18 protein-coding genes are annotated in these 21,051 nt (G+C 46.3%); 14 read left to right on the top strand and 4 right to left on the bottom strand.

What is annotated here, in order from left to right; translation table 11 throughout:
• The first annotated feature begins 20 nt into the window (after window positions 1-20).
• On the top strand, window positions 21-836 hold the full coding sequence (locus K2Q26_14045) for an N-formylglutamate amidohydrolase (protein MBY0316641.1): 816 nt from the start codon (window positions 21-23) through the stop codon (window positions 834-836).
• Here the strand turns inward: K2Q26_14045 and K2Q26_14040 are convergent.
• Window positions 833-1,489 carry a hypothetical protein gene (locus K2Q26_14040; GenBank protein ID MBY0316640.1) on the bottom strand — a complete coding sequence of 219 codons (657 nt, stop codon included), beginning with the start codon at window positions 1,487-1,489 and terminating at the stop codon, window positions 833-835. The genes K2Q26_14045 and K2Q26_14040 overlap by 4 nt on opposite strands.
• Window positions 1,490-2,037: 548 nt before the next feature.
• Entirely contained in the window at window positions 2,038-2,961 is a 924-nt protein-coding gene (locus K2Q26_14035; GenBank protein MBY0316639.1) for a hypothetical protein, read from the bottom strand.
• A gap of 401 nt (window positions 2,962-3,362) precedes the next feature.
• Between K2Q26_14035 and gspD the strand changes: the two genes are divergently transcribed.
• Window positions 3,363-5,810 carry a type II secretion system secretin GspD gene (gene gspD / locus K2Q26_14030; protein ID MBY0316638.1) on the top strand — a complete coding sequence of 816 codons (2,448 nt, stop codon included), beginning with the start codon at window positions 3,363-3,365 and terminating at the stop codon, window positions 5,808-5,810.
• Between the two features lie 96 nt (window positions 5,811-5,906).
• Here gspD and K2Q26_14025 read toward each other — a convergent pair whose 3' ends face one another.
• Window positions 5,907-6,539: a transposase gene (locus tag K2Q26_14025; GenBank protein MBY0316637.1), complete on the bottom strand. Its 633-nt coding sequence runs from the start codon at window positions 6,537-6,539 to the stop codon at window positions 5,907-5,909.
• Window positions 6,540-6,681: 142 nt separating this feature from the next.
• Here K2Q26_14025 and K2Q26_14020 point away from each other — a divergent pair, with 142 nt between their 5' ends.
• Window positions 6,682-7,620: a hypothetical protein gene (locus tag K2Q26_14020; GenBank protein MBY0316636.1), complete on the top strand. Its 939-nt coding sequence runs from the start codon at window positions 6,682-6,684 to the stop codon at window positions 7,618-7,620.
• 3 nt (window positions 7,621-7,623) lie between these two features.
• Here K2Q26_14020 and K2Q26_14015 read toward each other — a convergent pair whose 3' ends face one another.
• Window positions 7,624-9,180, bottom strand: coding sequence for a hypothetical protein (locus tag K2Q26_14015; protein MBY0316635.1), 1,557 nt, complete (start codon window positions 9,178-9,180; stop codon window positions 7,624-7,626).
• A gap of 130 nt (window positions 9,181-9,310) precedes the next feature.
• On the opposite strand from K2Q26_14015, the gene gspE reads away from it, so the two are divergent.
• The 11 genes from gspE (at window position 9,311) to K2Q26_13960 (ending at window position 21,050) form a co-directional block, all read left to right on the top strand.
• Window positions 9,311-11,002, top strand: coding sequence for a type II secretion system ATPase GspE (gspE, locus tag K2Q26_14010; protein ID MBY0316634.1), 1,692 nt, complete (start codon window positions 9,311-9,313; stop codon window positions 11,000-11,002).
• Between the two features lie 3 nt (window positions 11,003-11,005).
• Window positions 11,006-12,226: a type II secretion system inner membrane protein GspF gene (gene gspF, locus K2Q26_14005; protein ID MBY0316633.1), complete on the top strand. Its 1,221-nt coding sequence runs from the start codon at window positions 11,006-11,008 to the stop codon at window positions 12,224-12,226.
• Window positions 12,227-12,371: 145 nt separating this feature from the next.
• Window positions 12,372-12,821 carry a type II secretion system major pseudopilin GspG gene (gspG, locus tag K2Q26_14000; protein ID MBY0316632.1) on the top strand — a complete coding sequence of 150 codons (450 nt, stop codon included), beginning with the start codon at window positions 12,372-12,374 and terminating at the stop codon, window positions 12,819-12,821.
• Between the two features lie 351 nt (window positions 12,822-13,172).
• Window positions 13,173-14,027, top strand: a complete 855-nt coding sequence (locus tag K2Q26_13995; GenBank protein ID MBY0316631.1) for a hypothetical protein — start codon at window positions 13,173-13,175, stop codon at window positions 14,025-14,027.
• Window positions 14,028-14,273: 246 nt separating this feature from the next.
• Complete coding sequence (locus K2Q26_13990) at window positions 14,274-15,170, top strand: S1/P1 nuclease (protein MBY0316630.1); 897 nt, start codon at window positions 14,274-14,276, stop codon at window positions 15,168-15,170.
• Window positions 15,171-15,226: 56 nt separating this feature from the next.
• Window positions 15,227-15,871, top strand: coding sequence for a prepilin-type N-terminal cleavage/methylation domain-containing protein (locus K2Q26_13985; GenBank protein MBY0316629.1), 645 nt, complete (start codon window positions 15,227-15,229; stop codon window positions 15,869-15,871).
• Window positions 15,868-16,440: a prepilin-type N-terminal cleavage/methylation domain-containing protein gene (locus tag K2Q26_13980; protein MBY0316628.1), complete on the top strand. Its 573-nt coding sequence runs from the start codon at window positions 15,868-15,870 to the stop codon at window positions 16,438-16,440. Before K2Q26_13985 ends, K2Q26_13980 begins: the two co-directional genes overlap by 4 nt.
• Window positions 16,430-17,323 (top strand): GspJ family type II secretion system protein, encoded by an 894-nt coding sequence (locus tag K2Q26_13975; protein ID MBY0316627.1) that lies wholly within the window; start codon window positions 16,430-16,432, stop codon window positions 17,321-17,323. The genes K2Q26_13980 and K2Q26_13975 overlap by 11 nt, the downstream gene beginning before the upstream one ends.
• Entirely contained in the window at window positions 17,313-18,629 is a 1,317-nt protein-coding gene (locus K2Q26_13970; protein ID MBY0316626.1) for a general secretion pathway protein GspK, read from the top strand. The genes K2Q26_13975 and K2Q26_13970 overlap by 11 nt, the downstream gene beginning before the upstream one ends.
• Before the next feature lie 13 nt (window positions 18,630-18,642).
• Entirely contained in the window at window positions 18,643-19,224 is a 582-nt protein-coding gene (locus tag K2Q26_13965; protein ID MBY0316625.1) for a hypothetical protein, read from the top strand.
• Between the two features lie 200 nt (window positions 19,225-19,424).
• Window positions 19,425-21,050, top strand: coding sequence for a pilus assembly protein PilM (locus K2Q26_13960; protein MBY0316624.1), 1,626 nt, complete (start codon window positions 19,425-19,427; stop codon window positions 21,048-21,050).
• Window position 21,051 lies beyond the last annotated feature (1 nt).

The following is a 21,051-nucleotide window of genomic DNA, read 5'->3' as shown; positions in this document are numbered from 1 at the left end:
GACAGATTAACATGGGCTAAATGGGTTCTCAAGACTCCAAAAAAGCTTTTTTCGTTACTATTCCCCACTCGGGTGAATTCGTGCCACCAAGCACTCCTTGGCTGCTCAATTTACCCGAAGTGGTACTGATGCGCGATGTGGACCGCTACGTCGACCAATTGTACAAGCCTGCGATCGACGATCTTAAAATTCCTCACATTATAGCCCATTGTCATCGTTACGTGATCGATCTCAATCGCAAACCGGAGGAGTTCGATGCCGATGCGGTGATCGGAGCCCAATTTCCCGTGGGATCCCACCCCAAAGGGTTACATTGGTCGATCACAACTTTTGGAGAAAAACTCATTCCGCAGCCCATGCCGATGGAGCTGCATAATGAGCTCGTTCGCGAGCATTACACTCCTTTTCATCAAAATGTCGCTCAACTGGGGAAAAGTTTTAAAAAGGACGAAATCTTTCATATCGACCTGCACAGCATGCCTTCTCAAGGGACGGCCATGCACACCGATCCCGGGCAAAAGCGCGCCGATATTGTCGTGAGTGATTTTCATGGAAAAAGCAGTCGAAAAGATTTCGTTGATTTGATTCAAGACAGCTACCAGAAGGTGGGATTCAGTGTGGCCTACAATTGGCCTTACTTTGGAGGCGGTATTACGCAGATGTACGGTCGCCCGGAGCTCAAGCATCACACGGTTCAGGTGGAGCTCAACCGCGCCGCTTATATGAATGAAGTTTCCAAACAGAAGATCGATACGCTGTTTGCACAGACACAAAAAAAATTAGCTCTCGCCCTCGAACATATCGTCGAGGGACTTCAAGCCCTAAAAAATTCTTAAGCGGCTTTAAGGTACGGAACCAACCACCCTAAGAGGGGATCCATCACCACAGATTCCATCATGCCGAGATCGTGAATCGACAGTACGGCCTCAATCCCACCGATGGTTCCAAAGGTGATCACTTGATCAATCAAAAAGTCTTTGGCGACAAAATCAATTAGACCCAAGGTGTCTTTTCCTTCGGAGATCATTTCGTATGCGTCGCCTTTGGCCTCGAAGACTCTCGACGTTTCCAAAGCATGGCCCACTAAAAACTCGGTGCACTTTTCGTTCTCCACGCGCTCGGACATTTGTTCCGTGAACGCCACCACCAAATCTGTGATCGACGCTTGCTGAACGCAGACCTTGAGGGCTGAAACCGCTCCCGCTTCGCCGATGAGGAAGCGTGTATTTGAATAGAATTTTTTGTATCTTCTGTAGAGGCCGATTTGAATCAGTTGAGAAGCCAGCTCTCTCCACAATCCACCCGACAAGTAGGCCTTGTTTTCCGACTGTAAAAAACTCACTATGTCTTTTGACTCACCCGCACAAACATCAAGCACCTTTTGTGCTTCTCTGAGAACTTGTGTCACCTCAGGCACCCGCAAAATCTGCCATCTCAGCGATTCGTTATCGACCGCTGATCTCCCCGCAAAAACTAGAACCGAATTCATAGTTATTCCCCCGAATAAATTGTTCCCTTTTTTTGAAACCCAATGACTCTCGCACTCACGCACTCGAATCAGACCCGAGGACACAGATATCCTCGCTGGTACCAAATTGGAATCCAGATAATTTACAAACGTATAGGTAATATTTTTAAGCCCACCGCACTAACAGGGTCCTGCTTATCCCTCCCATAACCCACACCCTTTGAATGCACCGCAAGACCTACAAAAACGTTAATCCCCCTCACAAAATCCCAACAAAACCGCCCAATAAACACTCACCCAAAAAAATGAACTCCAGCTTTTTCCGTTTTAAAGAATATTTATTTTTATAACGGAAAAATCATTCAGCGTGCTTGGGCGCGAGTTTCTTTTCCTGATTCTGAAATTCATCGAAAAATAATTAAAGACCTTTGGAGAGACCTCCCGTTAGCGTGAAGCGATTTTCGGGACTCCTGCCCGAAAAAACGGGCGAGGGCAGGAGCCCGCGTCTCTCAAAAGGTCTTTAATTATTTTTCGATGAATTTCAGAATCAGGAAAAGCGAGGGCTCAACTTATTGAAGCGTGTAGTTCATGTCGACCGACGTCCCATTCCGCCTGATCTTTACTTTAAAATTATTCTCGCTCTTCATGGTTTGGTAAAGTTCCAAAGCCTGTTGAGCATTGGTGACGGCGACGCCATTCACTTCTTCGATGACATCCCCCAGCTTCATTCCCATTTTTCCAAACATACTACCGGGTTGAAGCTCGACCATTCGGTAACCCACCACTCGGGAGTCAGGACCGATTTCGGGAACCACTCGGGCGGCTTGAAGCAGCTCTTGGAGATTTTCTAACTTTTTGTCGATTTCGGCTCGTGGAAATGTAAAGTCGGTTTGATCCGCCGTGGTCTTAGGAGCTGGGCCGGGCAGACTTGCTCCTCGCTGCGTATTGATCACGATCCGCTCATCTTTGGGGACTTCAATATACTCAAGAATCTGAGTGCGGAGATTTCTAAAAATAATTTTTTCGCGTTGAATCTCTTTGATCTCCGCAAGGTCCATGATCTTCTCGGCCACCCTAAATGGCTCCACTTTATTTTGCCCTTTGAGAACGATCGTGGCCAAAGATCGCGTAGGGTCCGCGTGCACGATGGTTCCTAAAAGTTCCAGTGGAAGCTGAGACAAACGAGGTGCCCCATCGGCGGGGCCGCCACCACCTTCGACTTCACCCAAAGAAGGAGGGATTTTTTTATCGGCATTAAAAATATTTTGCGGAATGATTTCGGTGAACGTGTAATTGCGTTGCATCTGATCCGGAGGTGCTATCTTTCGCGGGGGTGGATTTTGCGGAAGTAAATACTGACGCACATAAAGGGTAGAAACATCGGCGACAAGATACGCCACAAAAAGAATCAGAATCGTAAAATAATATTTTTCGAAAGGGGGACGATCCCCACCCGTAAATCTTTTGGTAATCTTAGAAAAATCAAACGCCATGTTTCCCTACTGACTTAACAATGAGTGCTTGTAGAAATTATCGCAACCCCGATGCGTGTTGTCTCCCCCTGACCTCGCTGTTGGGCCAGACGGCTCACCCAACTGTTAGGCGCAAGCGAGCTCCGACTCGACCTTTGCCCCGCTCCACACGACCTTCCTACACTTCGTGCTTAAGCTATTAATTCTTTTAAGTTTTAATATAGGTGTGTGAACTTAAACCAGAAAGACATTGCTTTGGCTGCAAACGCACTCGGACTGCGTTACTCGTCCTCTCGATAGCGCGTTGCTAGCGCTTCGTCCTCGCGCCTTGCCGAGTCCGTTTTCGCTCAAACCAATGTCTTTCTGGTTTAGGTTCACACACCGATATCTCAAGGACGAAGTTACGACGAGGAAGGATTCCGATGAAAAATTTTCTGCTATTAGCATTAGCTGCTGTGACCATCAACTTGTCAGCACCATCGCACACGTTTGCGCAAGATGAGGACTTTGACAGCGAGCTGCTCGAGGAGAGCGAAGAGCTTCCTCCTCCCACGCAAAATTTGGACAACGAAATAACGGCGCCGCCCGAGCCCTCCTCAGGATCCTCTGAGCCCAGTCGCTTTCGTCCTGCGCCTCGTTTTGGTGGTGGTCGATTTGGAGCTCCATCTCGCAGCAGCGAACCCTCTTCCGGTTCTACTTTCGGCGGAGGAACAAGCTCCAACTTCTCGTCCTCATCTTCCTCAGGATCAGGTTCAATCACGCCGATCACAGGATCTGGCAAGATTCCTCTTTCGGATGCTCAGCCCGAGGATATTACCAATAAAAACTTTCCGGATATCGTTGAGAGCTTCGATTACAAAGATGCGCCCATCTCTGACGTCGTCAATGCGATGGCCCGCCTCACTGGGAAAAACTTTATTTTTGAACAGAACCTTTCCGGAAAAATTACGATCATTGCTCCTCGCAAAATCACCGTGGCGGAGGCGTGGGAAGCCTTCCTTTCGGCTCTCTCCATGAACGGGATGACCGTCGTTCCTTCCGGCAAGTTTTTAAAAATCCGTAAAATTGATGATGCCAAGAGTGATTCCATTGAAACCTATGCGGGTGCTTACTATCCGAATGGCGATCAGCTCATCACACGCATCATTCGTTTAAAATTCATCAGCGCCGAGGACGTTCAAAAAACCTTCCAAAACGTCATCAAATCAAAGCAAGGGCAGATGGCGGCGTACGAAAAAACAAACTCTTTGATCATCACCGACCTCGGATCGAACATTGAGCGCATCATGCGCGTTCTTGAAGAGCTCGACAAACCCGGTTTCGAAGAGCAGCTCAAAGTGATCAATATTAAAAATGCCAAGGCCAAAGATATCGCCGAACTGATCACCAAGATCATCAACAAAGGCGAAAATAAAAATCAAAACACGTTCCGCCCCGCCTCTCGTTTTGGCGAAAAGGAAAAAGACGAATCCTTGTCTTTAGTTTCTCCAGATGAACGCACCAACTCCATCATCGTCGTGGGGAACAGCCAAGGTATCGAGCGTATCGTAAAACTCGTGGCTCAATTGGATTACCCTTTAGATCCATCAGAATCTGGCGGCGTGTACGTTTACTATGTTCGCCACGGCGAAGCCAAAAAGATTGCCGACACTCTAAATGGCCTGGTTCAAGAGGCCGACAAGAAGGCAACGTCCGCGGCCCCCGCTTCGGACCCGAACAATCCCGCCGCATTTAAACCCCCTCAGCAAAAAGCGCAAATTTTTGGTGGGGATATCGTCATCAAAGCTGACGAAAATACAAACAGCATGATCATCACCGCAAATAAGCAGGATTATCAAACATTCCTAAGCCTTATGGGCAAAATCGATATCCCTAAGGATCAAGTTTTTATCGAAGCTTACATTGTCGAAATGAAATCCAATCGAAACTTTAACTGGGGCGTTGGTGGTTTGAAATTCATTGGTGGCTCACCGGATGCAGCTCAATCAGATAACGGTATTGCCCGGGCTGGATTTAACTTCGCTGATTTTGGAAAAGTTCAAGATATCACCTCTAAAGGTGCGATTCTTGGTTTTGGCGATAAAAATAAAAAAGTAAGCATCAACATTGGTGGGAAGAATATTCTAGTCCCGAACCTGCTCGCATTTATTCAGTTCATCCAGTCGAATACAGACTCGAACATCTTATCAACGCCTAAACTTTTAGCGATGGATAACGAAGAAGCGTTTATCGAGGTGGGAGATGAAATTCCTGTCGGTCTAACGACGAACCAGGGTGTGGGTGGAGCGCAGGCATTCACTCCAACGTTCAAAGATGCAACGACGTCACTTAAACTAACTCCATACATTAGCCCTGACTCCGACGTACTGCGATTGAATATTGAACAAAAAGTAAATGACATTAGTACGCGACCGATTCTCGCAAAGAACCTTGCTGATCAGTCGCAAGGGATCACAAAACGAACTCTCAAAACTAACTTAACTCTATCAAGTGGTGATGCTGCAGTTCTTGGGGGCTTAGTCACAGATAGTGACTCTTTAACTGAGGAAAAAATTCCTTTCTTAGGGGACATCCCTGTATTGGGCTGGCTGTTTAAGAGTCGCACAGTGTCTCGCCAAAAAGGAAATCTTTTAGTGTTCCTGTCGCCCAAAATTATTCGCAACTCCGCCGATCACAAGAAGATGTTAAATCTTGCTTTAAATCAGCGAGTGGACTGGGTGAAAAAGAGCGCCAACGGTCGCGACCCATTTGGTGAAGCTCTCGCCGGTTTAACAAAATATGCCGACAGCGCTGACGAGTTCAAACTCGAAGACCAAAAAATAGATTCCGACCCCACCGAGTCCGAAGCCCTAGACATCGAAACCGAATAGGTTCCAGGTTCCTTGATTACAAAAAATCTAACTCCAACTGATGATCTCGCCCTCGCGGGCGAGAAGGTTCCAGCTCCCTCCGTGCACTTATCCACATCACAAAAGGTCATTTTCTAAGACGTGCAATCTTCCATTTCGCTTGGGTAGTTTAAATCTATTCCAACGCAGACCTTTTCGTACCGCTTCCCAGTTATCAACCATTGGTGTGCAATTCAACCACCGAAGTGTCTCTTCAGTTTCTTGAAACAAAATAAAGTCTTCCTCTACCGGTATGTAAAGACTCTTACGGCCTAGAAGTCCATATAGTGTGCTAAAAGGGTAATCATTTACGTTCTCGCAGATACCCGCTTGAACTGGATTATAATAAACATATTTATATGCATTCTTCAGATAATGCTCAGATTCGATGATACTACGAAAATAACGCCCACAGTAAGTCTGATTGATTCGATTGCCAGCTCTCGTAAGGGTTCTACTGGTCTCTCTCATAAACCAACTCATTGCTAAATCGATGTTACAATTCGGTGTTCGTACTATGAGATGAAAGTGATTTGACATCAACACGAAAGAGATAATTTGCAGATCAAAAGCATGGTGAATAAAATGGAGTTGCTCCGACATAATCTCCCAGACCTCCTCCATCGGTACAGAAAACCATTCTTTATTAATGCAACGAGCTGATACGTGATACGGAAAATCGGACTGCAGCACTGTGATAGGTCTGGGCATATTCTCACAATTTAGCAAAACGTGTGACCCGATGTGATGAAAGAAAAGGCCCCCAGAAATTCATATATCCGAGGAGCGTTCGAACTATCTTTGGGAATAAGTGCACGGAGGGAGCTGGAACCTCTTGTCAGCGGGGGGGGGAATGTTTTTACACTGGGACTATATGAAGATATTTGTTGCACTTTTTAGCCTCGCTCTTTCAATCCCTTTGATGCAAGGGACAGTGTGGGCTCAAGAGACAGCTGCGGCTCCTCCTGCGAAAATATCTCGTCGCACTCAAAAAACATCGAAAGTTCAGAAAGAAATCGTGGCCGAAGCTCAAGAAGAAGTCGAGGCGGAAGAAGAAGTGGAAACCGACGACTTTACTTTGGCGGTTAAGAGACCTCCTCCCGTCATTAGAAAATGGAAAGCGGCGTTTGGCCTGGGCCTCAACGGTGTCGCTTATTCGCAAACTCTCCCCCAACGCGCTATTCTTAAGCACAACGACTTCTCCTTCCCGTCCATTCATGCCAAAGTTCAGTACCGATGGTCTCGAAAATGGAGCACGTTTTTTTCTTATAAAAGAGGATCTTCTAATTACACACAGACACCGAGCGCCCGAGTTAGTGTCGACAAGTACGATTGGTCCGCGATGAATCTCGAAACTCTTTGGACTTTATCGAAACCAAGATCGAACTGGATGTGGGGACTTCGCGGAGGATTAAGCTATACTCTACTCCCTTTTATTCATGTCGACTCCACCGGTGACCTCATTCATAAAGGAAACACCATCACCACCGCTGGCGTTGGTGCGTGGGCTTTAAAGCAACTTGGAAATTTTACGATCGATATTTCGGCTCGTTACCAAATGCCCGTCTCGGCGAAAGCCGAAGGCGGCGAACAAATCACCCTCAAGTCGCCCATGTTTTATGAGTACGGAATGACTGTTTCCTATCCGGTTCGAAATGTTCGTTTAGGTTTGCTGCTTTTAGGTCAGACCTATCAATATGATTTTAACTATAATGACAACATTATTGAAAGCGTCGGTTCGGCCGACTTCTCGATCTACAACATTCAAATCTTTACTTCGTTTCAATTTTAAATCTTAAAGAATATTCGGATCCGCCAGAGTTTCGACCTTTGGCTTTTTCTTTTTAGGCTTGGGTTTAGATTTTACCGGCATAAATGAAGTCTTAGGAGGTTCGTATTTATGAGCCACTTCCAAAAGCTCTCCACTTGTCGCTGAAGCGGGAGATCTCTCGCCGTTGAGGACGGTATAATATTCGTAACCCCCTGGTGGAAGCTGGGTTTTAAAATCTGTCGCGGCGGCAGAAACATTATGTTTAATCACTTCGCCCGTCTTTCTATTCACAAAGTGAACTTCAGCGTCTTTTTCTAAGGCTTTAGAAAACTCTACGGTGACATCCACATTTTGATCGAGATCTTTCTTTTTCTTGATCACTCGACCCGCCACTTTCACTTGAGATATTTGTGGAGGCTCTTCTTTACGAACGATAAAATCTTGCGTATCGGACCATGCTGTAGATTGACCATTTTTTAACAACCCACGCACTTTCACCGTCACATCGGCGGCCTCACTATAAGATAGTTTTAGTTGCGACCCTTTTTTAACCACCTCTTGATCAACGAAAACAGACCCATCTGCACTCTTTTTAGACCACCACACTTCGTATTCATCAATGCCCGGCTTCTTGTTCCACGAGTAAATGACCTCCGCCGGAGTCGTTGAATTAAACTCAGCTTTGGCTGTCGACAACGTCGCTGCCGGCTTTCGCTTAAGCTCTTTCAGGGTTAAAAGCTCCGCCGAAGTGGGACCCGGAGGAAGTTTTGGGGCTTCGACAACTTTCGGAGGCTCTGGCGCTGCCGGTGGTGGCTCAACCGGGACTGGATTCTCAACCACAGTCGGCACCGCCTCTTCGGGCTCGGGAGTCGGTTCTGCTTGCGAAGACTCTAAGGGAACTTCTTCGGTGGACGGAACATCGGAAGCCGTTGCGACAGCCTCTTGAGGGGGCGGCACCGGGGCTGGAGGTGCTTGCGGAATAGCCGAAGCCACCGTAGGAGCCGGCTTATCTTTCTCAAAAATTAACTCTTCCCCTTTTTTTAAGGGATGAGCTCGGCCATTCTTTTTGACTGTAACAGCGCCTGACAAAGGAACCACTCTCACCTGAGGACTATTGAGCTCCTGAACAAACTGCACTTGCCCATTGTTACCAAGATTGATCTCCATCGGCTGATTGTTCACAAGTAAAGTAATACTTTGCGGGTTTGTGCTTCGAAAAATTAAAGATCCAAAGCCCATCTCGAAAATCCCACTTTTATTGGGAGGGCGAACAATTTTCACCAAACTGTTCTCTTTGATTTGCAGGGCCACACCCAGAACATCCACGGTCGCATTGGATTTTTCGTGAGTAAAAACCGTGCTCTCATTCACGACATCGCGCTGATCCTTCACCGCAGACCAACTGCTAAAGCTGTTATCCTTGTATTCGACATTCCCTTCGGACTGAAGAAACCGCCCAATGACATCCCGCGATCCCCCATCGCCCGAACCGTACTTATCCCAGACAAATAATCCTACACCACCAATCATGACGATGATAAAAGCGAGCAAAATCAAACGATTTGTGGATTGGCGTTTCACGTTATTATTCTAACTGAATTTAGGCATATTCTAAATAGATTTCTGTGAGAGCGCCCCATGGGGACCTAGACGTCCTGCTTGGTCGCTCAACACTTGCCCTAGACCACAGAATTCCTCTAAACTTAAGCCTATGGCCAGCGTAGATACCCCCCACGAGAATGTCCTTTTAAAAGTCACAAGCCTTAGCGAATCGCAGATGCGAGCGCTTTTGGATTCCACAATCGAAGGCTCAATCACACTTGATAATTATTTGGCGATGCTGAAGGACCCCAATCACGAAGATCTCTTATCGCAGTTTTGTTCAAAGTTGGGTTTTGCGTATCAAAAAGACATTCCGGTCAATGATATTTCCATGGAGATGATTCGCAATATCTCTATCAACTACGCCAAAAATAAAGAAGTCCTCGCCTCCCGAGAAGACAAAGATACCGTTTACGTTTACACAACAAACCCGCTCAACTTTAGCGCGTTTGATGATCTTCGCACGATCTTCAAAAAAGATGTGTCACCGATCGTTGTTTCTAAAATTAAACTTCTCGATGCGATCAACCGAGTCTACGAAAAAGGAACTGCGACTCTCGACGGATTAGAAGATATCGAGAGCGAAGATTATGATCTTGATGATCCGATCGTTGATCTTTTAGAATCCGACGACGAAGCTCCGGTGATTAAACTCGTGAACACGCTACTTTCTCGTGCCGTCAAAGAAAAAGCCTCGGACATTCACATTGAACCTTACGAAAAAGAAATGGTCGTGCGTCTCCGAGTTGATGGTATTCTTTATGATATTTACAAGCCGCCTAAAAAACTTCAGAACGCGATCACCTCACGTATCAAAGTTATGGGTAATTTGAACATCGCCGAAAAACGTTTGCCTCAGGATGGTCGTATTCCACTGCGAATTGGCGGAAAAGACATCGATATTCGTCTGAATAGCGTACCGACCGCCTTTGGAGAGCGCCTGGTGATGCGTCTTCAAGATCGATCTAACGTGATTTTATCTTTAGAGCAATTGGGTTTTGCAGAAACCGATCTCAAAAATATCGTGGATTTAATTTCGAGAACCTACGGAATTTTACTTGTCACTGGCCCTACCGGTTCGGGAAAGTCGACAACACTTTATGCGTGTTTGTCGCGCATGAATTCAATCGATACGAACATCATCACTGTTGAAGATCCCGTGGAACAGCGAATTCAAGGCATCGGACAAATTCAAGTGAACGCGAAAATTGGACTGACCTTTGCGAGCGGACTGCGCGCCATCCTCCGTCAAGATCCCGATGTGATTATGATCGGGGAGATTCGTGATTTGGAAACGGCGGAGATTGCCATTAACTCCTCTCTCACAGGTCACTTAGTGTTATCGACCATTCACACCAACGATGCCGCCGGAGCTTTCCCGCGGATGATCGATATGGGATGTGAACCGTTTTTAATTGCCACGTCATTACTCGGCGTTATTTCTCAGCGACTTATTCGTGTCCTTTGCCCACATTGCAAACAACCACACACTCCGACCGATGCGGAACTCGCAAATCTCGAGATACCGCGGGATGCGGTTCGCCAAGGACGTATCCATAAGGCTGTCGGTTGTGACAAGTGCAATTACAAAGGTTATCTCGGTCGAACTTTGATTGAAGAGCTTCTTACCGTCACCGAAGAAGTGCGGTCGTTGGTCATGCAACGAAAAGACTCAAACATTATTAAACGTAAGGCTGTAGAGCAAGGCATGCGTACCTTCCGAGATCACGGAATCGAAAAAGTCCTCCACGGCATCACGACCATTGAAGAAGTTTTATCGAACACCCAAACGGATTTATAATTTATGCCCGTCTATCAGTACAAAGGCCTCAATAAAGCTGGCAAAACGATCAACGACATTATCGATGCGGATAGCCAGCGAACGGCACGCCTTAAACTAAAAAAAGACGGCATTTACGTATTAGCTCTTCACGATAAAAGTAAAGCGCAGCAAAAAAAGAAAACACCGGCCGCCTCGATGACTTCGGGGAAAGTGAAGATCGATGATATTTCGAATTTAACCCGCCAGCTTTCGTCCCTCGTGCGCGCGCAAATTCCACTTGTGGATTGCTTAGGTGCCGTTTCCGATCAGATGGAAAATCCCTATCTTAAAGAAGTTCTTGCCGACTGCCGCAACCAGGTCAACGAAGGAAGCACATTAGCGAAGGCCTTTGGGAAATACCCTCGGGCCTTTGATAATATTTTTATTTCGATGGTGAGTGCCGGAGAAATGTCTGGCTCTCTCGACACGATTCTTTTGCGTCTTGCGGAATTCACCGAGGCTCGGGCCGAACTCAAAGCCCGAGTGAAATCTGCGATGATGTATCCGGTTTTGATGCTTGTGCTGATGGTATTAATTTTGATGGGCATGTTTGTCTATGTGCTGCCGCAGATCACAGGAATTTTAATCGACACTGGAATGGAAATCCCCTGGTACACCCAGATCGTCATGGATATGAGCGGCTTCATGGTAGAAAACTGGATGTTTATTATTATTGCGGCCATCGGAGCTTGGTTTGTCTTTAATCGCTGGAAAAATTCAGCGGCAGGTCGCGCCGCATGGGACGCGATCACTCTCAAACTTCCTATTATTGGTCGAATTGCAAGAATGGTGGCCGTATCCCGCTTCACTCGAACGCTTTCGACATTACTTTCCGGTGGCGTGCCGATGCTCAATGCCATGGACATCGTCCGTAACGTTGTCGATAATGAAGTTTTGGCAAAAGCGGTGGAAGAAGCTCGCGATAACATTCGCGAAGGGGAATCCATCGCCGGCCCACTTAAAAAATCAAACCAATTCCCGCCCATCGTGATTCACATGGTGAGCATCGGAGAAAAAACCGGCGAATTGGAAAAGATGCTCAATCAAGTAGCTGATACTTACGATTTCCAGGTGAAGAACGAAGTGCAGGGAATTACGGCCATCCTTTCTCCCATCATGTTGATCGTTATGGGAGCGCTCATTGGCTTTATCGTGATTTCGGTCCTCCTCCCAATGATGGATCTCGCGACAAAATTGGAATAATCTCCACTTCCCTTCCACAGACCAGAGCCGCAATGACCGCTGCCTGGTCTACAACTGGGTACTGAACGGTAGAAAATCGCTGACATCATTAATTTTGCTCGATATTGTATTAGAGTCTTAAAGAGTTATGTTACAGGAGGACTTTGTGAAATCTTTAAATTCGTTTTTTCGATTCTCTTTTTCCCAGCGCCGCCAACAACGGGGTTTCTCACTTGTGGAAATCATGATCGTATTGGTGATCATCGGTACAATTTTAGGTCTCGTCGCAAATCGTATTTTCGGAGCTCGAGATCGTGCGCGCGACAAACAAGTTAAAATCATGATGCAACAAATTACCGAAGCTCTAGAGACCTATCAGGGAGACTGCTCGGCTTATCCCTCCACATCTCAAGGTCTAGCCGCCTTGGTGAAGGCACCATCGGGCGAACCGGCGTGCGAATCCTGGGGCCCCACTCCTTACGCTAAAGAAGAGCCAAAAGATCCATGGGGTGCTCGCTTCGTTTACGAATCCGACGGCTCCACTTACGAGCTCATCTCCTACGGCAAAGATAAAAAGCCGGGCGGTGAGAAAGATTACTCCAGCAAAAACATGTAGTCGCTCTTGCGTTTTTTGTGTTGGAGTTTTCGAAAATGCTTGCCTGCTCAAACAGGCCGCGGGAAGCGGAACTCGCATTCAAGCATCTTCGAAAACTCCAACACAAAAAAGCATTCGTCTTCCTCTATAGGAAACGCTGGGTGATTTGGATTCCGCGCCAGTGTAAAACTTGTGGTCCACCGGAGTCTTTGTTCTAAAACCCGAAGTTCAAATAGGGCCCAGTACTGAACCCATCAAGCCACTGGCTAAACACTTAAATTTCGACGCAGAAATGGACGCAGAGCGATCTAAAAATATTTGGTTTCAACCCACCATACAGTCAAACCGTAAGTCCATCCATTGGCATAATAGTTGCTGATTATTTGTATACTTTTAAGATGCAGATCAATTGGAGCTCAGGCCTTGAAACATATAATACTTTCTCTATTGTCAGTATGTTCAGCACAAATTGCGCATGCCGATCAGTGCACTAATATTTTCAGAGTCAAAGAAACCCTGCCTTTAGAACAACTGATAGAAAGGTTTTTAGAAATCGAATCGAAAGTGGAACTGCTTTATCGAGACCTTTACACTCAATTGGCCAGAAGCTCTGCCGAAAAAGGAAATTTAGAATCCGCAATGCAATCTTTAGACGCAGTTCGAAATAAACTTTCTGTACTTCAGGACCGAATACTATCTGAGGATCCTTTGGCTCGTATTGAAATCGACCAAATCGGACGCGATATAAAAACTCTCCGCCAGGAACTGCTTGAAAACCCAAATTCCTTAAAGGCAACTCCAGCGACTCACCTACAACTCACTGATTTTGCAAAAAACCCGGAGAAAATTGAACCTAATACAAATTATAGACTCGTCGTCGGTGAGTTTATATATCAGGTTAAATTCAGCGAATACATTGTGACCGAGGTCTTTCGAAACCCTCTTCATAGCGTTCAAGCAAAAAAGTCCATAAGTGCGATTCTCAATGGCTTCAACTCGTCAGCGTCTTCCCACTTGAAGCTTGTAGTTCCTCAAACATGGATACTTCAAACTTCGATCCTGAGTAAAGATGTAGGTACTTTTCGTATTTATGGCGTAAAAAAAGGTCAGGTTATTTTCTTTGAAAAATTCATTGATAAATCCAATCACTCAGACAAATGGATGCAATCAAACTTAATGCCTTTGATGAAAAATATTTACTTCGAGCGCTTCGGAGAAAATCCCTAAAAGGGGTTACGGCTCTAATGATGCGATCGACGCGTTTCCCGCGCGTCGAAAACGGCGAGGGCATGGAGCCCGTCTCCCTAAGGACCACTTCAAAGAAGATCCTATACAACAAAACTCAACTTCATTACCTGGAGTAAAGTCTGGTTTTACGTCATGAATCGATCAAGTTATTGTATGCATCCATAATCTGCTTTGAGAAGCTGCCCTTTTCTTACACAATAATCGTAAGTGCGACATTCATTCCAAATGTGTCTCCTTATTTTTTCTCTCGGGCTGATTTCCCAAAACTCTTGGGGATGGGGCTTCTTCGCTCACCGCGCGATTGCGGAAATTACCGAAAAGAATTTAACTCCCGAAGCTCGGAAATTGGTTAAAGATCTTTTAGGAACACAGACCTTCGAGGAAGCGGCCGTCTGGGCCGACAATGTCCGCGAAGTTCAAAACTGGAAGCACACCAAGTACTATCACTACAAAAACATCGGCGACACCGACTACTTTCAGGATTTGGAGCAGCTTTCAGAAAAAGATCGCAAAAAAGGCGATGTCTTACGAGCCATCATGCGAGCGGAGGACGTGCTTCGAGAATCCTCTTCGTCTCAGGAGGAAAAACGAGTGGCCCTTCGATTCTTGATTCACTTTGTTGCGGACCTTCATCAGCCCCTGCATGTGGGTTACAAAGAGGACATCGGCGGAAACGGTGCGAGCCTGACTTGGTACGGTAAGAAAACCAATCTGCACGCGCTTTGGGATACGGGACTGATTTATAAAATCATGGAGAAGGAAGAAAATTTAAAAAAGCCAACACCGAGCGATTTTGCCCAAACGATAGCTGCTCCTACGCCTCAACAATGGGCTCAATGGAAAAAATCCGGAATGCTCGACTGGTTTAATGAGTCGCTGGAAGCCCGAGCTCAAGCGTATATCAACTACAAAACCGACAACGATGCTTACTTTAAAAAATCAGCTCCGGTCATCAAACTCCGAATCGCACAATCGGCTTACCGCCTTGCACACCTCCTCCATCAGATTGCCACTCAACCGGAGATCACCACCCAGGACGCTGTTCAGCTACGGGACAATGTTCTCCCTTTCGTCAATTTTGATATCTCGTATCTGATTCGCCTGCAGACACAAGCGAACTGAACCGTTCACGTCACTATTTCGTGACCAATCTGAATTCCTTGCTTAGAATAAAAGGCATGCTCCCCAACTCTCGACTAAATTCACAAAAAGGTTTTTCCCTGATTGAGATCATGGTGGTTGTGGTGCTCATTGCTATTATCGTCGGCATGGCTAGCCAAAAGTCGGGCGCCGGAAAAAGTCGCCAAATTCGCAAAGAGGTTCGCAACTTCGCGTCTCTGGTTCGAGAGATTCGAACCAAAGCCCGCATGCGGAATCAAACATACCGACTTGTTCTCAATCTCCCGGCCAGTGAAAGCGAAAACCAAACCTATTGGGTGGAATCGACAACTCAGAAGTTCTTTGTTTCTTACGACGAAGAAATTATCAAACTTCGAAAAGAAAAGGCCGAAGAAAACGAGAAAAAGAAACTCAAAGATCCCAGCGGTTTCGAGGTCGACGCTCAACTCTCCAAAGGCGGCCCCAAATCGCTCCCTAAGGGTTTATTCTTTAGCAGTGTGGAACTGGCTTCCCAGAATAAAGAATTTACCTCGGGACGGATTTACATTCACTACTTCCCCGAAGGACGGGTGGAAGAAGCTGTTATCCACATTACAAATAAGGAGAGTTTAAATTGGTCGATTGCGATTCACCCGCTTACAGGCCGCGTGGATCTCATCGCCAAAAATCGAAAACTTAAAGATCTCCAGGATGCCCCGCAATGATGAGAGCCCGAAGACAACAAAAAGGCTTTAGTTTACTCGAAGTGCTCATCGCGCTGACGATCATGATGGGTTCACTGACGGTGATTGCTATGGCGTGGTCTGGCAGTCAATTGCGCCTGCGAAAAATGAAGATGAACTACCAGGCCGCCTACCTTCTTGATTTTAAAGTCGCGGACATTGAGCGACAATGGTCAAAAAGATTCCAACAAATCCCGGAGGAGGATCAGGGAGACTTTGCCCTTCTCGGCAAAGAGTACAAAGATTATACCTGGAAGATGACTTCTAAAAAATTCGAACTCCCCGATCTCGCCGGCATTATTAATGCGAACAGCAAATCGCCAGACACTGGATTTATTACGATGATGATGGAGCAACTGACCGAATATTTTAATCAGGCGGCAAGAGAAGTGACCGTCACCGTCATTTATACATTTCGTAAAAATAAAGTTCAATATTCAGCGTCGACCTTCATCATTGATTTTGATCGACCGCTTCCTCTTCCTGGTGGCGGCGGTGGCGGCCTTCCGGGCGGAATCGGTGGAGCCGATGGAGGCAACGGTGCCCAATAATTTTGCGACCCGCCGTCACCTCCAAAAAGGATTTTCTCTCGTAGAAATTCTGATCGTTATGGTGATCATGGCGACCATGGCCACCATTTCGGCGAACGCCATTCGCTCAGCGAAAATGAACAAAGAAAAGATCGACGCGCGCTTAAAAACCGAAAGTATGGTCTTTGATGCGTTAAAAATTATGGCCACCGACGTGGAGAAGGCGTTTCACTATCAACAGCCTCTCTACGAATTAGACCGACTTGCGATGACCACTCCCCAGCCTGGCTCCGCACCAGGACAACCAGGAGCTCCGGTTCCGCAGCAACAGCCCCAATTTAATCCGCAAAATCCCAATCAAGGACTGCCTCCTAAGCAAATTAAGTTTACGCAGTTTATTGGTAAGGAAAGCAGTGTTCACTTTACAACGATCAACAACCAGCGCATCACCGCTAATGCTCAAGAGAGCAATCTCATCGAGGTGGGCTACTTTTTAAGCTCGTGTAAAGCGCGCTCCACAGGAAAACCGAGCCAACAGTGCCTTTGGCGTCGGTCTTCCATTGTTCTCGACAACGATGTCACCCGAGGTGGAACTTCAATGCCTATGATTGAGAATGTCAGCAAGTTTCAATTGGAATACCTCAGCCAAGACTTCGAAGATAAAGAGTGGAAAAAATCTTGGGCTTCAGATCAGTCGGGAACTGGAAATACACAAAACCGGTTTCCTTATATGGTAAAAATCAGCATCGAAGTTGAAGATAAAGAAAGCAAAGCGCTCGCTAAATTTGGACAAACCATCATCGCGAATGTACGTTTTCCAAACAATACCGATCCCGCGACATTTTTTGGAGGGCAGCCGGCCCAAGGAGCCCCAGGTGCATCAGGAGTTCCCGGTGCGCAATAGATTTAGTCCTCTCAAAAACAATCGCGGCTCTGCGATTATGTTCTCGATGTTTTTAATGAGTTTACTCGTTTTTCTCGCCTTCGAAGTTTCTTACGACACGGTGGTGGAGCTCGAAAACTCTTTGAACTCTGTTCGTAAGGTTCAAGCCTACTACGCCGCAAAAGGTTGCACGGATATCAGCTTGCTTCGAATTAAAGCTTACCAACAGGCGGCCCGCTCTGGGCTTGCAAAAAGTTTACCGGACCCTTCCATGTTAGATTTAGTCTGGCAATTTCCTCTCTCATGGCCCATCGTAGCTCCCTCCGATTCTTCCGAGGGGGATAAGAGCGCGATCGCTAAGACGATGAAAGCTTCCACATTCAAACATCAGTTCAATTCAAAAATTAACAGCGAAAGCGGTAAAATTGATATCAATGATTTAGCCTCCCCGTCCGAAGGCATTCGTAAAAAAACGAAACAACAGATCTTGGATTTATTCTCCGCCAAGTTACGAGAACAAAGTGAGTGGAGTAATCGCTACTCCAATTTTCAATTTGATCGTCTCATCAATAATATCTCCGATTGGATTGATCCTGATCGCGACAGTCAAAATGGCGGAAGCGAGGATGGATACTATTCCGAGATGCGTAGCCCATATATTCCTCCCAATGAGCCGTTCAAAACGATCGAAGAACTTCACATGGTCGATTTGATGGAAGATGACATTTACAACGTCCTCGCACCACAAATTACCCTTTACGGCGGCAAAGGGATCAACGTCAATTACGCCACTGGGGATCTACTCATGGCACTGGACGTGCGAATCACCAAAGAAGTGGCTCAAGAGATCATCAAGAGACGAAATGACCCCAATTTAGGAGGTCCGTTTCGAGACGAAAAAGATTTTGTCGGCTTTCTCGGTCAATTTGGTATCGGCGCAGATTTCAACGAGGACAAAGTCCCACTCTATTTTGATAACGAAATTAATTTTAATGTGAGCTGCATCGGCGTTGTCGGAAAAATCTCCACCGAAATGACGTCGTACGTGTTTGACTTTCAAAAAGTGCAAAGTCGATTGGCTTCAGAAATCGCCAAAGACCCCAAAAACCAAAATCCCAATAACCCGGGTTCGACGGTCAATCCCGAACAATGTAAAGATAAAGTGGGCGAGCCCAAGTTTGATTGTTTATGCCAGGACAAAACCAACGCCGACGAAAAAAAGAAGTGCGTGGACGCCAGACGAGCCGCAGAAGCCAGTGGCGGCCAAGCCGGAGAAAGACCGCTCCCGCAAGGTCCTCCCTACGTGATCTTTCGAGACGTCAAATAAAGGAGGTGTCGGCTTGATTTTGAGATTATTACCCTTCCTCTTTTTAATAAATGCCTGTGCCTCGCAACAGATCCTCGTCAATTTCGAAAACGCAGAGCCTCATCGATTAGCACTCGATAGTAAGACTCACTATAACGGCAAAACATTGTTTTACATTGATCGAATCGTCGACGCCCGCTCAAATTCAAATCCTTTTTCTATAGGATCCGCACAAACCGGAATCTTCAACAAAGCGACCCCGATCCTCCTCAAAGAAAACTTAGAGTCCACTTTTAGCGAGTCACTCAAACGAAGAATGTCGGCTCGTGGCTTTGAGTTCGTCGAGCAAAAAAGTAAAGCGGGCTACACCGCTGTCGTATCTGTAAGAAAATTAGAGTTTTCCGAAAAGACAACCTGGACCACCGAACACGGCATTTGCGATTCTGAAATTCACCTTAATGTTTTCAAAAAGAAAACGAATCAGAGTATTGTTATGAATGCCTCGGCGCACGTAGAAATACCGGGGATAGATGTGACCGATCAGGCCGAAACAATTTTAATGTCGTGTATTGATGTGATGGTCGTAAAAATGATCGACGGCGGACTGCTCGACTAGTTGAACCCATCTTTTGTCTAGCGAGAGGACGGCCAATCAAACTGGCGCACAATGCTCTTTCGCACCGTAATTTTTTGTAAGTCTACTCTAGACCCGGCCTGTGTCCAGATCGTGCTCTCCAGTCCGTCTTTTCTCCTAATAAATTGAATACTTGCGGGGATTCTCTTAAAATAAAACTGACACATTAAGACGGGGCATCTATGAAATCTATTGGAATTGATATTAATAAAAAGGGAATTGTAATTGTCGAGATCTCAGCCGACAGCAGCTCCTTTGAAATCCTCCGCGGCGATTATATTCCGTTGGCTTATCAAGATGATAACAGTTGGGAAATTAATGTTCTTCAAGTTCTCAGTGAGTTTGGAAACTCTTACGACTTCGAAAACACGCCGGTGACCATTGCCCTACCTCAACATCTCGTTTCGATCCGCAACTTAAACTTCCCGTTCCATCGTCGGACCGACATCCTTAAAAGTTTACCTTTCGAACTCGATGAGGATCTTCCTTTTGATATCGAAGATGCCGTTTTCGATATCAAAACGGTGTCGACTTCGAGTGCCGAGACCAGCGTGATCGCATTCTCTGCAAGAATTGATGATCTGCAAAAGCAACTCGATTTTTTAGGGAAAGTGAACATCGACCCCGATATTATTTCTAACGAAGGCTCCGCCATGGCGAACCTCTACGAAAACTGGGGAAGTGGCTCATTCCTCATGAGTCCTCCGGACATGATTCCGACCTCACTCACGGTTCGTTTACACTTTGGCCACGAAACCACTCTTCTCACGGTATTTCATGGGCAACAAATGATTTGGGCCCGTTCTATTTTTTGGGGAGAAAAGAACATCGTCAATAACTTGATGAAAAACTACAGCCTCCCCTACGATCAGGCCACCGATCTTATCCCGAATGATGTTTTTATGCTGGTGATGATGGCCGGAGCCAATGCTGAGCAGATTAAAATGTCGAGCGTGATCGATACGGCTTTAAAAGAACTCGTCCACCAAGTGAAGCTATCGATCCTCGATATCGAGGATCGGTTTAAAAGTAAGGTGGAGAGCATTGTTCTCTCGGGCCCTGTCGCATTTATCGCGAACATCACTCCTCAAATTACGAAATACGTGGGCATCACGACGAACATCGAAAGTTTTGCCAATGATATTCTTAAGCCTCGCCAAGTGGAGCCAGTGACAGCTTTTGTAGAAAGAGCCCCGATCGCCATCGGACTTGCCATCGAAGGGGCCAAACGTCCAAAAAATCCAGCGGTGAATCTTCGGCGCGGCCTCGTCGCCAAGAAAAACGTTTTCTGGGAAAGAACTTGGACCAAATGGAAATACACTTTTGCCCTCTGCTGTGTGGCTTACGTCTGCTATTTAGTTTACGGAATTACACGGGAGCAAGTGGCCTTTGAGTTGGACGAAGTCGCCAACGAAAATTTGGTAAAGAGCGCCGACAAAATCGCGGGCCTCAAAGGTCGCGAGGCCTCACCGGATCGCATCGAGAGATATTTAAAGACCGAAGAAGAAAAAGCAAAAAATGCAAAACTTTTCGAAAAAGCCAACGAGATCGAGCCAGCCATGAAGGTGGTGAATACTTTAAGCTCGCTCCTGCCGGCCAATAAAAATCTCCAGTACGACATTCGCCGCGTGGACGTCAAAAGCTCTTCCATCGTGATCGAGGGCGAAGCGCAGCAACAACATACCGTGAATGAAATCAAAAAGAAGTTGGAAGGCTTATCATCCGACAAACGTGTGCAGGCCATTCCTGTTTCGATCAAAAAAACCAAGGGCGTCGCCTTCGCCTTTAAATTGGCTTACAAGGGTTAAT

This window comes from Bdellovibrionales bacterium, from assembly GCA_019750295.1.
Lineage (GTDB): Bacteria > Bdellovibrionota > Bdellovibrionia > Bdellovibrionales > JAGQZY01 > JAIEOS01.
The sequence above is the reverse complement of the archived record's forward strand: the minus strand, read 5'-3'. Positions and strand labels throughout refer to the sequence as shown.

Excerpts from the sequence above, each read along its gene's own strand:
- K2Q26_13985 (MBY0316629.1), top strand. The coding sequence starts at position 15,227 with ATGCTCCCCAACTCTCGACTAAATTCACAAAAAGGTTTTTCCCTGATT.
- K2Q26_13980 (MBY0316628.1), top strand. The coding sequence starts at position 15,868 with ATGATGAGAGCCCGAAGACAACAAAAAGGCTTTAGTTTACTCGAAGTG.
- K2Q26_14020 (MBY0316636.1), top strand. The coding sequence starts at position 6,682 with ATGTTTTTACACTGGGACTATATGAAGATATTTGTTGCACTTTTTAGC.
- gspD (MBY0316638.1), top strand. The coding sequence starts at position 3,363 with ATGAAAAATTTTCTGCTATTAGCATTAGCTGCTGTGACCATCAACTTG.
- gspE (MBY0316634.1), top strand. The coding sequence starts at position 9,311 with ATGGCCAGCGTAGATACCCCCCACGAGAATGTCCTTTTAAAAGTCACA.
- K2Q26_14035 (MBY0316639.1), bottom strand. The coding sequence starts at position 2,961 with ATGGCGTTTGATTTTTCTAAGATTACCAAAAGATTTACGGGTGGGGAT.
- K2Q26_13990 (MBY0316630.1), top strand. The coding sequence starts at position 14,274 with ATGTGTCTCCTTATTTTTTCTCTCGGGCTGATTTCCCAAAACTCTTGG.
- K2Q26_13960 (MBY0316624.1), top strand. The coding sequence starts at position 19,425 with ATGAAATCTATTGGAATTGATATTAATAAAAAGGGAATTGTAATTGTC.
- gspF (MBY0316633.1), top strand. The coding sequence starts at position 11,006 with ATGCCCGTCTATCAGTACAAAGGCCTCAATAAAGCTGGCAAAACGATC.
- K2Q26_14040 (MBY0316640.1), bottom strand. The coding sequence starts at position 1,489 with ATGAATTCGGTTCTAGTTTTTGCGGGGAGATCAGCGGTCGATAACGAA.
- K2Q26_14025 (MBY0316637.1), bottom strand. The coding sequence starts at position 6,539 with ATGCCCAGACCTATCACAGTGCTGCAGTCCGATTTTCCGTATCACGTA.
- K2Q26_14045 (MBY0316641.1), top strand. The coding sequence starts at position 21 with ATGGGTTCTCAAGACTCCAAAAAAGCTTTTTTCGTTACTATTCCCCAC.